The organism is Nocardia sp. NPDC051463, from assembly GCF_040681975.1.
GTDB lineage: Bacteria > Actinomycetota > Actinomycetes > Mycobacteriales > Mycobacteriaceae > Nocardia.
In genome coordinates, this window is record NZ_JBFBAB010000014.1 from 119,472 (window position 1) to 133,959 (window position 14,488).

The 14,488-nt window shown below is 67.4% G+C and carries 12 protein-coding genes; 7 read left to right on the forward strand and 5 right to left on the reverse strand.

Annotation, left to right across the window (positions count from 1 at the left end):
• Positions 1–18 precede the first annotated feature (18 nt).
• The 3 genes from AB0M74_RS19865 to AB0M74_RS19875 all read left to right on the forward strand — a co-directional run bounded on the left by AB0M74_RS19865 (position 19) and on the right by AB0M74_RS19875 (position 2,168).
• A complete protein-coding gene (locus AB0M74_RS19865; protein WP_366527775.1) occupies positions 19–834 on the forward strand; it encodes an SDR family oxidoreductase in 816 nt (271 codons plus the stop codon).
• Between the two features lie 119 nt (positions 835–953).
• Positions 954–1,265 (forward strand): hypothetical protein, encoded by a 312-nt coding sequence (locus AB0M74_RS19870; RefSeq protein WP_366527717.1) that lies wholly within the window; start codon positions 954–956, stop codon positions 1,263–1,265.
• 12 nt (positions 1,266–1,277) lie between these two features.
• Entirely contained in the window at positions 1,278–2,168 is an 891-nt protein-coding gene (locus AB0M74_RS19875) for a LysR substrate-binding domain-containing protein (protein WP_366527718.1), read from the forward strand.
• A gap of 70 nt (positions 2,169–2,238) precedes the next feature.
• Here the strand turns inward: AB0M74_RS19875 and AB0M74_RS19880 are convergent, their stop codons facing one another.
• A complete protein-coding gene (locus AB0M74_RS19880; protein ID WP_366527719.1) occupies positions 2,239–3,558 on the reverse strand; it encodes an amidase family protein in 1,320 nt (439 codons plus the stop codon).
• Between the two features lie 384 nt (positions 3,559–3,942).
• On the opposite strand from AB0M74_RS19880, the gene AB0M74_RS19885 reads away from it, so the two are divergent.
• Genes AB0M74_RS19885 through AB0M74_RS19895 form a run of 3 tightly spaced genes read left to right on the forward strand, consistent with a single transcriptional unit; the run spans position 3,943 to position 9,393 of the window.
• Positions 3,943–6,396: a serine/threonine-protein kinase gene (locus AB0M74_RS19885; RefSeq protein WP_366527720.1), complete on the forward strand. Its 2,454-nt coding sequence runs from the start codon at positions 3,943–3,945 to the stop codon at positions 6,394–6,396.
• Positions 6,393–8,615 (forward strand): serine/threonine-protein kinase, encoded by a 2,223-nt coding sequence (locus tag AB0M74_RS19890; RefSeq protein ID WP_366527721.1) that lies wholly within the window; start codon positions 6,393–6,395, stop codon positions 8,613–8,615. The genes AB0M74_RS19885 and AB0M74_RS19890 overlap by 4 nt, the downstream gene beginning before the upstream one ends.
• A 19-nt stretch (positions 8,616–8,634) precedes the next feature.
• Positions 8,635–9,393, forward strand: coding sequence for a cyclase family protein (locus tag AB0M74_RS19895; RefSeq protein ID WP_366527722.1), 759 nt, complete (start codon positions 8,635–8,637; stop codon positions 9,391–9,393).
• Positions 9,394–9,405: 12 nt separating this feature from the next.
• Here AB0M74_RS19895 and hpt read toward each other — a convergent pair whose 3' ends face one another.
• From hpt to dacB, 4 genes are all read right to left on the reverse strand, one after another.
• On the reverse strand, positions 9,406–9,963 hold the full coding sequence (gene hpt, locus AB0M74_RS19900; protein ID WP_366527723.1) for a hypoxanthine phosphoribosyltransferase: 558 nt from the start codon (positions 9,961–9,963) through the stop codon (positions 9,406–9,408).
• A gap of 77 nt (positions 9,964–10,040) precedes the next feature.
• The gene (gene tilS, locus AB0M74_RS19905) at positions 10,041–11,114 is read right to left on the reverse strand and encodes a tRNA lysidine(34) synthetase TilS (protein ID WP_366527724.1); all 1,074 of its coding nucleotides are present in this window, start codon (positions 11,112–11,114) and stop codon (positions 10,041–10,043) included.
• Positions 11,115–11,171: 57 nt separating this feature from the next.
• Positions 11,172–12,287 carry a zinc-dependent metalloprotease gene (locus AB0M74_RS19910; protein ID WP_366527776.1) on the reverse strand — a complete coding sequence of 372 codons (1,116 nt, stop codon included), beginning with the start codon at positions 12,285–12,287 and terminating at the stop codon, positions 11,172–11,174.
• A 13-nt stretch (positions 12,288–12,300) separates the two neighbouring features.
• On the reverse strand, positions 12,301–13,707 hold the full coding sequence (gene dacB / locus AB0M74_RS19915; protein WP_366527777.1) for a D-alanyl-D-alanine carboxypeptidase/D-alanyl-D-alanine-endopeptidase: 1,407 nt from the start codon (positions 13,705–13,707) through the stop codon (positions 12,301–12,303).
• A gap of 209 nt (positions 13,708–13,916) precedes the next feature.
• On the opposite strand from dacB, the gene AB0M74_RS19920 reads away from it, so the two are divergent.
• Entirely contained in the window at positions 13,917–14,408 is a 492-nt protein-coding gene (locus AB0M74_RS19920) for an inorganic diphosphatase (protein ID WP_366527725.1), read from the forward strand.
• Positions 14,409–14,488: the final 80 nt, after the last annotated feature.

The window sequence follows — 14,488 nt, forward strand, 5'->3', positions numbered from 1 at the left end:
ACCACAGACGGGGCGAAGATCCGGGGGAAGGTCGTCGTCGTTACCGGCGGCGCGCGTGGGATCGGGCTTGCCACCGCGACCGCTTTGCGGGCGCTCGGCGCGAAGATCGCGATCGGCGATATCGACGAGACCACCGTCAAGGAGTCCGGGGCCGCACGCGACTTCGAGTTCTACGGCAAGCTCGACGTCACCGACTCCACCTCCTTCGAGAGCTTCCTCGATGAGGTGGAACGCACCGTCGGCCCCATCGACGTGCTGATCAACAATGCGGGCATCATGCCGACCGGCAGGGTGGTCGACGAGCCGGATCAGATCACCCGGCGCATCCTCGACATCAATGTCTACGGCGTAATTCTCGGCTCCAAGCTCGGCCTCGCGCGGATGCTGCCGCGCAAGGCCGGGCACGTCATCAATATCGCGTCGCTGGCAGGCGAGACCCACATCCCGGGTCTGGCCACCTACAACGCGAGCAAGCACGCGGTACTCGGGTTCACTGACACACTGCGCGAGGAGTATCGGGGGTCGGGCGTCGAGTTCTCCTCGGTGTTGCCGACCCTGACCAATACCGAACTCGGTTCCGGTGTGAGCGGCCCGAAGTTGCTGCGTTCGGCGGAGCCCGAGGAGATCGCCGATGCCATCGCCGGGTTGATCGCCGCACCGAAGTCGAAGGTCAGGGTGACGGCGGTGGCCGGGTTCCTCTCGCAGCTGGTGAACCTGCTTCCCGAATCCGTCGCCGATGGTCTGGCACGGGTGCTCGGTTCCGGCGATGCGTTTCTCGGCGCGGTGGATGCCGAGAAACGCAAGGCTTACGAGGACCGGGCGCGCAGCGTCTGACCCGAGTACACAGCGAGGCGCTGCGGTCGTGGATGCCCGACCGCGGCGCCTTTCGGCTGTCCGGGTGGCGCCACACGACGGCCGGACATGGCCACCCGATCCACCCGACAAACCTATTCGTGACGAATGTCACACGCAGACCGATCGCGGCCCCCCAGGGCCTCGACGTCGATTCCCCGGCGGTGGCCGGCAATCCTCCAGCGGTCTCCATCGAGCCGCGCGCGGACACTTCGAATCCCATAGCCGCTGGTCAACCGTCCATGATCGCCGACAGCGGCCATACCCACGGCGGATGCGAGAAGTTCGCGGGCTCGATGATGCAAATGACCACGACAGGCAATATGCTGTCTTTAACAAACCCGTCGACTGTTTCTGCACCACTATCCGAACTTTTCGGCCTAATTAGGCTGGAAATTCAGGACCGATTCTGATAGCAAGGGGCTATGGACCCGCATTTGCGCGACCTGCGGTATTTCGTCGCTGTCGCTGAGGAACTGCATTTCACCAACGCCGCGCAGCGGCTGCACATCGCTCAACCCACCCTGTCGCGTCAGATTCGTCAGCTGGAACGCCAGCTCGACGTGGTCCTGTTCGACCGCAACCAGCGCAGTGTCGCGCTGACCGTCGCGGGCAAGGAACTGCTCGAAGGTGCCCGCAAGATCCTGGAGCTCTGGGAGGTCACCAACGTCTCACTCCAGGAAGCGGGCGAGGTGCTGCGCGTCGGCATCCAATCCGCGCTCGGCCGCGGCCTGATCAACGATCTGGAAAGCGCGAGCGGCCATCGACTGGCCCTGCACGCGGCATCCTGGACCGACCCGTCCAGTGGCCTGGCCGGACGGCAGGCCGACCTTTCGCTGGTTTGGCTGCCTCTACCCGACCCGAACCGCTACCGCTGGCAGGTGCTGCGTACCGAGCCGCGCTGGGTGCTACTGCCGGAGAACCATCCGCTCGCCGATCAGGACAGCATCGCGTTCGCCGACTTGCTCGACGAGCCGTTCATCGCGCTGCCCACCGAGGCCGGCGCGGTGCGCGACTTCTGGCTCGGCAACGACGCCCGCAACGGACGTCAGCCGAAGATCGGCGCGGAAGCCGCGACCGCCGAGGACAAACTGGAGGCCGTGAGCCTCGGCCTCGGCGTCTGCCTACTCGCCGAGAACAATGTCCCGATGTACCGGTGGCCCGGTCTGACCGCGCGCCCGGTAACCGGGCTCGCGCCGTGCGAACTGGCCGTGGCATGGCGGGCCGACGACAATCGCCCCACCATCCTCGAGTTCGCGGGCCGTGCCGCCGACGGCGGTTTCTCCGCGCAAGCGCCACAGCAGTCGGTCGCCTGACAGATCATGGTGGCGCGCCACGGTCACGACCGTCCGGCGCGCCACCATCACGACGTCGAACGCGCCATTGTCACGGCGCGGTGCGCTCCCACGGGTGCAGCGCTTCCAGTTGTGCGGACAACCGCAGCAGGGTCGATTCACTGCCGGGCGGTCCCGCAAGTTGTGCGGCCACCGGGGTACCCGAGCGGGGATGCAGCCCCATCGGCACCGACGCGGCAGGCCAGCCGACGATGTTCCACAGTGGGGTGAATGGTGAGAAACGGGCGCTGGCAACAACATTGGCCAGCCAACCCCTGGTGTGCCAGGCTCGAGCCTTCGGTGGCGCGGCGGCAAGCGTCGGCGTGATCACGACGTCGTAGCGTTCGAAGAATTCCAGCAGTCGAGCCTCTACCCGGTCGACCTGACCGGGGCGAATCACACCGAGTCGCTGCACCAACCTGCCGAGCGCGAGGTGGCGGCGGGTGCGCGGTTGCAGCCGGTCCGGACGGGCCAGCGTCGCGGCTTCGCGCGTGCCGACAGCGAGCCAGCGCAGCAAGACCGAGCTGATCGTTTCGCCATAGGGCAGCGTCGCCGGTTCCACCTGGTGTCCTGCGGCAGCGGCGGCCGATGCTGCGGCGCGGGCTGCCGCGGTCCAGTGCCGATCGACCCGGAACAAGCGGGACGGTGGCGCGACGGCTAGCCCGATGCGTAGTCGACCAGGTGGTTCGACCTCGGCTAGGTCCGGCCTGGCCGCCAGCACCGACAGGGCGAGCGCCGCATCCCCGACGGTTGTTGCGAGCACGCCGTTTTCGATCATGCCCGCCCACGAGTCGACGCCGACCTCCGCGGGCACCGTGTGGCGGCCCGGCTTGATCCCGAACACCCCGCAGCATGCCGCGGGGATGCGCAACGAACCGAGTCCATCGTTGCCGTGTGCCACCGGAACCAGCCCGGCCGCGACCGCTGCCGCAGAGCCGCCGGACGAGCCGCCCGCGCTGCGTGCGGTGTTCCACGGGTTGCGGGTGGTGCGGCCCTCACCGTCGGTCATCGCCCACAGCCCCAGCTCGGGAACCGCGGTCAATCCGACGATCACCGCACCCGCGGCACGCAGCCTGCGCACCACCGGATGGTCGGCGGCCGCCGGATGCGTATCGGTGGCGGCCGAACCGCACAGGTTCGGCTCACCTTCGACCTCGAGGTTGTGTTTGATCGCGATCGGCACGCCCGCAAGGGGGAGCACATCCAGATCGGAGCGCTGTTCCAGCGCGAGCGCCTCGGCCTTCGCCTTGGCCGAGCGAACGACGGTGAACGCGTTCAGCTTCCGGGTGTCGGCGGCGATGTGCTCCAGCGCCGCGTCGAGCACCTCGGTCGGGCTGGTCGAACCGTCTCGCACGCCGGCGGCGATCGCCACGGCGGGTCCGCGCGGCGCGCCGGGATCAATCGGAGAATTCGGACCTGGCGCCTGGTTCGTGCCCGTGGAGATCCGCGGAGCGGCTACTGTCTGCGGAGCTACTTGCGCTACGGCCGTACCGTCCGCCACTGCTGTGGCCTCATTGTGCATGTGCTGGTTCTCCCCCGTCGCATCGTTGTCGAAATCGGGTGATCCGCTGTGCAGGCGCAAGTTATCATTCCGGATACTGCGAGGGGGACGATGTCGTCGGGTGTGGCGGAATTTATCCGCCATACGAACAGACCGACCAGTGCGGATTCTTCGGTATCCGCGGAACCAGTAGGTCCGAGAATGAGTGCGAATTCCGAGAGAAGTTCCGAATCCACTTCGGGTTCCACGACCGGAGTGAGTCACGGTAGTGCGGTCGAAGCCTTCGCCACGGCGTGGAAATCGGCTGCCAGGCAATCACCCCAGCGACCGCCGGAGATCGCCGATTACCTACCCGATGCGCACACGCTGCGGCGGGAGGCCCTGATCGAATTGATCCGCGTCGACCTGCGCCACCGGTGGGTGCGGTGGGCCGAGTCCACCGCACCGCGCAAACGCTTGGCCGATTACTGTGCGGAATTTCCCGAACTCGAACCCGACGACCTCCCGGCCGGGCTGGTGTACGAGGAGTTCGTCATCCGCAGGCACAGCGGCGAGCGCGTGGATCCGCGGGAATGCCTGCGCGAATTCCCGGCTCAGGCGGCCGCCCTGCGGGCATTGCTCAACGCCGACGAGATAGATCAGAGCACCCGGCGGGCGGCGGTGGAAGACCCGACCGTGACCGCGCTTGCCGCGACCACAGCCGCGCAGGCCACGGATCTGAACCAAACCACCCAGTTCGCTCGTAATACGGAGGTGACCCGCGCAACCCCCGACCTGACCGGGACGGCGACCGCGACCCCGACCACGGTCGGGACCGGTCCCGGGAACTACGACGCGCTGGACCGGATCGAAATCGGCCAGCGGATCGATGATTTCGATCTGCTGACCGGTCTGGGCAGCGGCGCGTTCGCACGGGTCTTCCTGGCTCGGCAGCGCTCATTGCAGCGGCTGGTCGCGGTGAAGATCTCCGCCGACCACGGCACCGAGCCGCAGACTCTTGCCCAGCTCGACCACGACTACATCGTGCGCGTCTTCGATCAGCGCCTACTCGGCTCCGAAGACATGCGCGACAGTGGCGGCAGGCGGCTGCGTTTGCTCTACATGCAGTTCCTGCCCGGCGGCACGCTGCTCAGCGTGCTGCGCTGGGTTCGCGCCACCCCGCCCATCGAACGCACCGGACGGCTGCTGCTCGACGCGGTCGACGCCGCCATGGAGGAGAAGGGCGAGATCCGTCCGACCGATTCCAGTGTGCGCGCGGAAATCGCCTCGCTCAGCTGGCCGGAGACCGTGGCGTGGCTGGGACGCAGACTGGCGGAGGCACTCGAATACGCCTCCTCGCACGGCGTCCTGCACCGCGATGTGAAGCCTGCCAATGTGCTGCTCACCGCGGAGGCGGTACCGAAGCTGGCCGACTTCAACATCAGCTTCAGCCGCAACGTGGCCGACACCAGCCCGGTCGCCTATTTCGGTGGATCACTGGCCTACATGTCACCCGAGCAGCTGGAAGCCTGCCACCCCGGCCGCGAACGCACGGCAGCCGATCTGGACACCCGCTCCGATATCTATTCGCTGGGCGTGGTGTTGTGGGAATTGCTGACCGGTGCAAAACCTTTCGATGACAGCACCGCAGGCGCGAATGAATACGGCGACGACACCACACTCGAGGCGATGCTGGAGCGGCGCGCTTCGGGCGTGGATACGGTCGCGTTGGACCGACTGCCCGCCAACTGTCCGGCAGCATTGCGCCGGGTGCTGCTGACCTGTCTGGAACCCGACCGCTCCCGGCGCTGGTCGAGTGGCGCGGTGCTGGCCAAGCAGCTGGACCTGTGCATGGACGCACGCGCGCGGGATCTGGTCGACCCACCGAGCGGCAGCTGGCGGCTGAAGCTGCGCTCATGGCGATTGCTGATCGTCACGCTGGCCATCGGGGTGCCGAATGTGCTCGCCTCGATCTACAACATCCTCCACAACCAGCATTTGATCGTCAGCAGAATGAGTGAGGATGCCCAGCAGACCTTCCTGGTCATCACCGGTGTGGTGAACGCGGTGCTGTTCCCACTCGGCGCGGCGTTGATACTTTATATGTCACGCCTGGTGATGACGGTGCCGCACGGGCTGCGCAGAGGCCGACGATACGACGCGGACACACTCCGACGAGCTAGAGCCGATTCATTGCTGTTCGCCGATCGTGCTGTGGTCATCGTGTTCTCACTGTGGGTGTTCGCGGGCATCACCTTCCCGATCGCGTTGAAATTGTCCACCGGCGAGATCGCGGTGAGCGCGGTCGTGCATTTCCTCACCTCGATCGTGGTGTGCGGCGCGATCGCCGTGGCCTATCCGTTCTTCCTGGTGGCCTTCTACATGGTCCGCTGCATTTATCCGGTGTTCCTGCGGCACGGCGAAATCAGCACCGACGACGCGGTGTGGCTGCGTGGTCTCGATCGCCGCGCCAATGGCTATCTCGCGGTCGCCGCGTCGGTGCCACTGCTCGCGGTGGCGGGCGTGACATTCCTGCCGCCTGCCGATATTCCGCAGGTGATCTTCGCGGTCCGAGTGCTGTGCGCGGGCGGCATCGTCGCGTTCATCGGCTCCTACCTGCTTTTCCGGGCCTTGGAGGCCGACTTGAGCGCGCTGGAGCGGGTGGTCGCGCCGACTGATGCGATCGGACGGGAGCCCGCAGCTCCCGCCGGGGCGGAGCTCGAGGCGTGATCGAACCCGGCCTCGATCACGTCGCCAGGTTCGCCGCCGATTGGCAACGCTGCCTGCGCGAGGGCAGGCCCGACCCGCCGCTGGTGGCGGAATATGTACCCGATGGCGCACAAGTGCGGCTGGCGGTGCTCACCGACCTGGTGCGCATCGATTTACGACAGCGTTGGATCCGGCCCGGCCTCGGCAAGCGGATCATGGAGTACTGCAAGGAATTTCCCGAGATCGAGCACAGTCCGATATTGGCTGATCTGGTGTACGAGGAGTTCCTGATTCGACGCAGGCACGCACCCGTCGAGGCCGCGGATTTCCTTGCCGAATATCCGGATCTGGCCACCGAGGTGCGCGAACGTCTCGCCGCGGTCGGGGCCGACGCGGAAGATGAGCACTCCGAAATCCCGAGTGCGCCCGCCGAACTCGACAGCGCACGGGCCGCCGCCCTCGTCGCCGATCTGGCGCCGGGGCAGCGCATGGACGACTTCGATCTGCGTACCGATCTCGGGACAGGCGCACTCGGCCGCGTCTTCCTCGCCACGCAGCGCTCCATGCAGCGTCTTGTCGCCGTGCGTTTTTCCGCGGGTATCAGCGCCGCACCGCGCACCATGGCGCAGCTGGACCATCCGCACATCGTCCGGGTCTTCGATCAGCGCGTGCCCGTCGACTCGGCGGCACTGCGACTGGTGTACATGCAGTATCTGCCCGGCGGCACCGCGCTCGACCTGCTCGCCGAGCGGCGGCGTGGCCCGGAGTCGGCGGGCGGTGCGCTGCTGTTACGGGCCGTGGACGCGGCCATGGAGGCGAAAGGCGAGATCCGGCAGACGGATTCGAGGGTGCGCGCCGAGATCGCCGAGCTCAGCTGGCCGGAGACGGTCGCGTGGATCGGTCGGCGACTGGCCGATGCGCTCGATTACGCAGACCGCAACGGGGTGGCGCACCGCGCGATCAAACCGTCGAATGTGCTGTTCACGGCGGAGGGCATCCCGAAGTTCGCCGATTTCGCGTTGCACGACGCGACCAGGCCGACCGTGCAGGACGATTCGCCCACCTACCGCTCGCCCGAGGAGCTGGCAGCGGCCCTCGATCCTGCCGCGCCCGAACCGGATACGCGCAGCGATATCTTTTCTCTCGGCGTGCTGCTGTGGGAAATGCTCACCGGCAGTCCCCCGTTCGACGACGACAGCGACACCGCGGCAACCCTGCCGCACCGCGCGCTCGACCATCGCAGACGCGGGGTGCCGAGCCCTGCGCTGGAGCGTATTCCGGCGGACTGCCCGGCCGCGTTGCGCCGGGTTTTGCTTACCTGCCTCGCGCCGGAACCCGAACAGCGCTGGCCGAACGGCGCGACGCTGGCACAGCAGCTGGATCTGTGCCTGGATGCACGCGCGCGCGACCTTGTCGACCCACCGGAACGCAGCTGGCGCTCGCGCCTACGGCCGTGGCGGATCCTGCTGGTTTCCCTCGCGATCGCGGTGCCGAATGCCCTCGCCTCGGTGTACAACGTCGAGCACAACGCCAAGACGATGCACTATCGCCAAACCGAGGAGGCCCAGCACCGGTTCGAGATCTTCACCGCGGTGGTGAATCTGGTGTCCTTCTCCGTCGGCGCCGCCGTGCTCGTTTACCTGAGCAGATACCTGATTTCGGTGCCGCACGGATTGCGCAAAGGGGTCCGCTACAACCCGGAGGTATTGCACCGGACCCGCACCGACGCGGTGCTGTTCGGCGATCGCGCGGTCCTGGTCATCATCTCGATGTGGTTGCTGTCGGGTATCTCGTTCCCGATAGCCCTGCACGAGACCTCCGACGGCGTCGCCGCGGCCGACTACGCCCATTTCGTGGGTTTACATGTGGTGAGCGGCGCCATCGCACTGACGTATCCATTCTTTCTGGTGAACTTCTACGTCATCCGGTGCATTTATCCGATGTTCCTGAGTCACGGCGAGATCCGTGCGCGGGACGCGGCGCGGCTGCACGGGCTGCGACGCCGATCAGGGTTCTATCTGAGCCTCGCGGCGTCGATTCCGCTGCTCGCCGTCGCGGGCGCGACATTGCTCGCGCCATCGGATCTCGACAAGATCATCGTCAATGTGCGAGTGCTGTGCATCGGCAGCATCATCGCCTTCGTCGCCGTGTACATCGTGTTCCGAGCACTGGAGAACGATCTGCGCGCACTGGAACGAGTGACCGCGTCACATCCGCACAAGAACGCGGACGCATCGTGAGCGGGGAGAATCAGCAGCGATGAACGCTCCGTTCGGACGCCTGGTCAGTCTGTCGCATGTGCACGATCCGGCGACGACACCGCTATTTCCCGGCGACCCCGAATTTCGCACAGATATCGCGGCGACAGTGGCCGACGACGGGTACTACCTGCGCTATATCCAGCAGGGCGAGCACACCGGAACCCATTGGGGCGCACCGATTCATTTCCACGCCGACGGCCTGGCCGCCGACCAGCTCGACCTCGAGGACCTGCTGCTGCCCGCGGTGAAGATCGATGTGCGGGATCAATGCGAACGCGACCGCGGCTACGCGATCACCGTTGCCGACCTCGAGGAATGGGAAAGCAGGCACGGTCGCATCGCCGACGGGTCCGCGGTCATCGCCTGGACCGGCTGGGATGCGAAATGGGGCACTCCGGAGTTCCTCGACACCACCGGAGCCGGGAATCAGCAGCCGGGTTTCGCGGTCGAGACCATGGAATGGCTACTGCGCACCGGGCGCCTCGGCCATCGCGGTGCGCTCGGCATCGATACCTTCGGGCCGGATCTCGGCAGCGACGACACCTACGCGGTGTCGAAATTGCTGTATCGAGAGCACCGAATCAGCTTGGAATGTCTCGCCAATCTCGCCGCGCTGCCGGTCACCGGCGCCTGGGTGCTCGTGGGCGGTGCGCTGTATCGAGGCGGGTCGGGTTCGCCTGCCACGATATTCGTGCTCATCACCGATGGATCGGCGGAAACGTCGATCCCGGGCGCATTCCGGCGGGCGCCGGAATAGGCGGCGGCGTTCTCAGTTGCCCCCATAGACCTTGGGGTCGAGGGTGCCGATGTAGGGCAGGTCGCGGTAGCGCTCGGCGTAGTCGAGGCCGTAACCGACGACGAATTCGTTCGGGATATCGAACCCGACGTGTGCGACGTCCACGTGAGTACGCAGCGCGTCGGGCTTACGCAGCAGGGTGACAACCTCGAGCGAGGCCGGGTTACGGGTGGAGAGATTGCGCTTGAGCCAGGACAACGTGAGACCGGAGTCGATGATGTCCTCGACGATCAGCACATTGCGGCCCGCGATGTCTTTGTCCAGGTCCTTCATGATGCGCACGACGCCGGAGGACGAGGTGGACGAACCGTAGGAGGACACCGCCATGAATTCCATCTGGGTCGGAATCGACAGCGCCTTGGCCAGGTCGGTCATGAAGAAGATCGCGCCTTTGAGCACGCCTACCAGCAGCAGATCGCCTTCGGGAGCGTCGGCGGGATAGCGCTTGGCGATCAGCTCGGCCAGTTCCTGAGTCTTGGCGGCGATCTGTTCCTCGCTGATCAGCACCGACGCGATGTCATCCCCGTACACGTCAGTTGTGTCCTTCCGTGGTGTTGATCCCGAGCGACCGATCCATTATGTGCCATCGGCCCGAGCTTTATGCGTCATCAGCGCAGACGCATAGTCAGCCTGCCATGTTCGCGCGCCGCGACCAACCTGCTGCCCGGCCCGCCGCCGCCGACCGCGACGCCGCCCTGCCCGCGCCAAGCGGTGATCAATTCGTCCACGGCGTGTAAATGCTTGCCGGTCAGGGCTTTCGCACCGCCTGCGAGCAGCCAGGCCCGGATCGCCCGGCGGCGCAGCGCGGCGGGTGCAGTGGCGAGGGTCTCGATGGACAGGCTCACCCCATTACTCCCGGAGTCGTCACCGACGGCCTGTTCGCTGTCCGAGTCGGCGCTCGCAGCACGCAGCAGTTCGCCCGCCAGCGCATCCAGTACCGCACCGTCGGCGCGCAACTGCTCGGCGGTGCGTGCGAGCGCGGCCGCTACCCCGCCGCCGAGTACGTCCTCCAGCAGCGGCAACACCTCGGTGCGCAACCGCACCCTGGTGAACTCCGGCGCCGAGTTGTGCGGATCCTCGTGGGGGGTCAACCCGAGATCCGCGCACAGCGCTCTGGTGGCCGCCCGTCGAATCCCGAGCAGCGGCCTGCCCCATGGATCGGCGAAAGCCGCCATCCCCTGGATCGAACGTCCGCCCGACCCGCGCGCCAGGCCGAGCAAGACCGTCTCGGCCTGGTCATCGAGGGTGTGTCCGAGCAAGACCGGCAACCCGGCTCGTGCCGCGTCCAGCGCCGCGTAGCGAGCCTGCCGCGCCGCCGCCTCCAGCCCACCCGCGCGACCCACCCGTACCGCGAGCACGCGAGCCGACCGGCAACCGAGTTTCAACGCGGCCGCCGCGGCGACGGCCGCGACCTCCCCCGAGCCCGGCTGCAACCGGTGATCGACAACCAATGCCTCGACGTGCCCCGCCTCCACCACCGCTGCCGCCGCGAGGGCGAGTGAGTCGGCCCCGCCCGACAATGCGACCGCCACGCCGGACGAAGCCGCGGGCGCGTACTCGGCCAGCCAACCCCGCACTGCCCTGCGTACTTCGAGCACCGCCTCGGTCTCGGGGAGACGCGGCACCTTTTTACCAGCCCCCACCTGCGGGTTCCGTGACGTCGCTCGTCCCGCACCGCTCATACCTGGAGCCTACCGACGCACACCGGTTCACCCCGTCCCCGAGGGTAGTGAAGCGGCCTAACCGAGCACCCGGGTGATCCACCGCTGCGGGTCGTCGATTTCGTCCAGCCGCGGCAGGGTGTCCGCATCCGTCCACACGGTGTTGAACTCCGCCATGCCGACCCGATCGACGACATGGTCGACGAAGGCCTTGCCGCGCACGTACTGAGCCACCTTGGCATCGACGCCGAGCAGGGCCCGCAACAGGCGCTGTAGCGGATTGGTCGGGCGCTTGCGGCGCTTGTCGAAAGCAGCGCGGATCTGTTCGACCGATGGGACGACGGCCGGTCCGACCGCGTCCATCACGTGGTCGGCGTGGCCCTCGAGCAGGGTGCCCAGCATCAGCAGCCGATCCAGCGCCGCACGCTGCGGGGGCGCCTGGGTGGCGCGCAGCAGGCCGACGACACCACGCGCGCTCGGATCGTCGGTGGTGGCGCCGCTGCGGCGGTCGCGCACCTCGGCGAGCAGCCGGGACAGCATGTCCGCCAGCGGCTCGTCACCGACCGCGCCGAGAGTGTCGACATTGGCGCGCATGTATTCCGCCAGCCACGGCGCGGAGGAGAACTGCACCCGGTGGGTCACCTCGTGCAGGCAGACCCAGAAGCGGAAGTCGGTCGGCGAAACACCGAGCGCGCGTTCCACCGCCATGATGTTGGGCGCGACGAGCAGCAGCGTGCCGTCGGGACCGGTGAAGGGGTCGTATTGGCCGAGGATCGCGGTCGACAGAAAGGCCAGCATCGCCCCGGCCTGCACACCTGCGGGCTTGCCCGCGAACACGCCGCGCTGAGTGTCGGCATCGAGTCCGGTGCCGGTGAGCTGGCCCATGGAGTCGGCGGCTGCCGCGATCCAGCCGGGCCGGTCGACGATTCTCGCCGCGGGGATCGGCTGGTCGTCGAGCAAGCCGCTCACCTCGCGGACCGGCCCTTCGGCCCGTATCGACGCGTCGGCCAGTTCGGCGACGACCCGCTCGGCGGAATATCGCGAAGCCCGCGGCCCAGCGGGGACAAGGGCCGCACCGGTGCGCGCGGCCAACCGCCAGTCGACCGCGCCGGACAATCCGGAACGACGCCGTTCGGAGGCAGCGCTGTCTGGCCTCGAGCGGGTATCGGCTGTTTTGTCAGCGCCTTCGAACATCGTCATCCATCCGTCATGAGCATCCACAATTACGTAGCGTGCCTGCTATCGCGTCCAACGCGGGCCTGCTGGCCTCCGGTGGCCGATCGTTGGACATCAACGCGAACGTCAGCACCCGTCCATCGCGGTCGAGTACATAACCCACCAACGTGCTGGCCACCGACAGAGTTCCGGTCTTGGCACGTACCCACCCCGCGCCCGCCCGGTCCCGATTGACGTAGCGGCCTGCCAACGAACCGGTCGCACCGGCCACCGGCAGGTCATCCAGCAGCGGCGCCAAAGTGACCGCGAGCTGATCGGTTTCGGGCCTGGCCATGGTGTTGTTCGGCCGCACCGCGCTGGATCCGCTCGGCTTGGCCGCGGTGGCCAGGATCTTGTCGAGCAGCCGCGGCGGCACCCGATCCTCCGTCGAGAGTCCGCTGTTGTCCTGCATGGACATTCCGGTGAGATCGAATCCGGCTCGGCTCAGCGCGGCGGTCACCGCGGAAACCGCCCCGGTGAACGACGGCTCGGCTCCGGTCGCGGCCGCGATCTCACGGCCGATCGCCTCGGCGAGCACGTTGTCGGAGTGGACCATCATCTCGCGCAGGCGGTCCCGCAGCGGTGCGGACTGCACGTTCGCGACCTGCCGCGCACCCGGCAGTGCCGTGCCGATGCGGACCCGGCCCGGGTCGAGGCCGAGTTCGGTGGCCAGTCGCCGTCCGGCGTCCAGCGCCGGGGTCGCGGTGCGCGGGGAGTATTCGACGAGGGGATCGAGCCTGCCGCCGTCGATCATCACCGGTTCGATCGGCGCGATCGACCCCTCGGGGATGTCGACCGGTTCCCAGCCCGGCGCCATGGTCGGCCCGGCGAACGCGGAGATATCCACCACGATGGTGTCCACCGCACCGCCCGCGGCGTGGACCTGGGCCACCAGATCCGATAGGCGCGGCCCGTTCGGGTAGTAGCCGTTGCCATCGGGCTGCGCGGTCAGCGTCGGATCGCCGCCGCCGACCAGCACCAGTTCGTTCGGCGCCGAGCCGGCCACCACGCGAGTGATCACCCGATGGTCCTGCGGCAGGGTGAGCAGCGCGGTAGCCGTGGTCAGGATCTTCGCGGTGGAGGACGGGATCATCGGCTTGTTCGCATCACCGCTCCACAGCACGGTCGCACTGGCGGCGTCGCTGACCGATCCGGCGAACGCGCCCAGATCCGGATTGCCGATGACGGCGGCGAGCGCGGCGGCGATGCCGGCGGAGGTCGGTGCGGGCGCATTCGACGGCGCGGGCGCGACCTGCGGGAACGCCCGGGCCGGCGCGGGCGGGGCCGCGATCCTCAGCCCGCCGTGCCGAAATTCATCCGTCCACGGCTTCAGCGCGAGCAGCGCCGCTCCGGTCGCCACCAGCAGCACGACCAGGACAATCGAGAATCCGACCCACATGTTGCGGCGCCGCCGGGCGGCCAGACCACCGATATTTCTACTGCTCCGACCAACCACGTCCCGCCGTCTCTCCTCAACGCGGCCGCCTGCCGCACCCATGTGCTCGCCGACCACACTATCCTCGTTGCGCAACCGTTCCCCCGAACAACCTGACGAGTCGGCAGTTCGTGCCTGCTCGGCTCCTAAATGCACCGGAAGAAGGAGATGGCGTGGAGTTCGACGTCACGATCGAGATCCCTAAGGGTTCCCGTAACAAGTACGAGGTCGATCACGAGACCGGCCGGGTCCGGCTCGACCGGTTCCTTTACACGTCCATGGTCTACCCGACCGACTACGGCTACATCGAAAACACCCTCGGTGAGGACGGTGACCCGCTGGACGCGCTGGTCCTGCTCCCCGATTCGGTGTTCCCCGGCGTGCTGATCGAGGTGCGTCCGGTCGCGATGTACAAGATGACCGACGAAGCCGGCGGCGACGACAAGGTGCTCTGTGTTCCCGCGGGCGACCCGCGCTGGGACCACATCCAGGACCTGGCCGATGTGCCGGAGTTCGAGCTGGCGGCGATCAAGCACTTCTTCGAGCGCTACAAGGACCTCGAGCCGGGCAAGTTCGTCAAGGGCTCGGAGTGGGTCGGCCGCGCCGAGGCCGAGGCCGAGGTGGAGGCCTCCATCAAGCGGCTGCAGGACAACGGCGGCCACTGATTCCCCGGCACACAAGAGCGGGAAGTCCAGCGCGAACGGACTTCCCGCTCTTGTCGTTTCGATGCTTCCGGCCCCTGCGC

Bases quoted from the DNA above. Each gene is read 5' to 3' on its own strand.
- AB0M74_RS19875 (WP_366527718.1), top strand. From the start codon at position 1,278: ATGGACCCGCATTTGCGCGACCTGCGGTATTTCGTCGCTGTCGCTGAG.
- AB0M74_RS19895 (WP_366527722.1), top strand. From the start codon at position 8,635: ATGAACGCTCCGTTCGGACGCCTGGTCAGTCTGTCGCATGTGCACGAT.
- tilS (WP_366527724.1), bottom strand. From the start codon at position 11,114: ATGAGCGGTGCGGGACGAGCGACGTCACGGAACCCGCAGGTGGGGGCT.
- AB0M74_RS19910 (WP_366527776.1), bottom strand. From the start codon at position 12,287: ATGTTCGAAGGCGCTGACAAAACAGCCGATACCCGCTCGAGGCCAGAC.
- dacB (WP_366527777.1), bottom strand. From the start codon at position 13,707: ATGTGGGTCGGATTCTCGATTGTCCTGGTCGTGCTGCTGGTGGCGACC.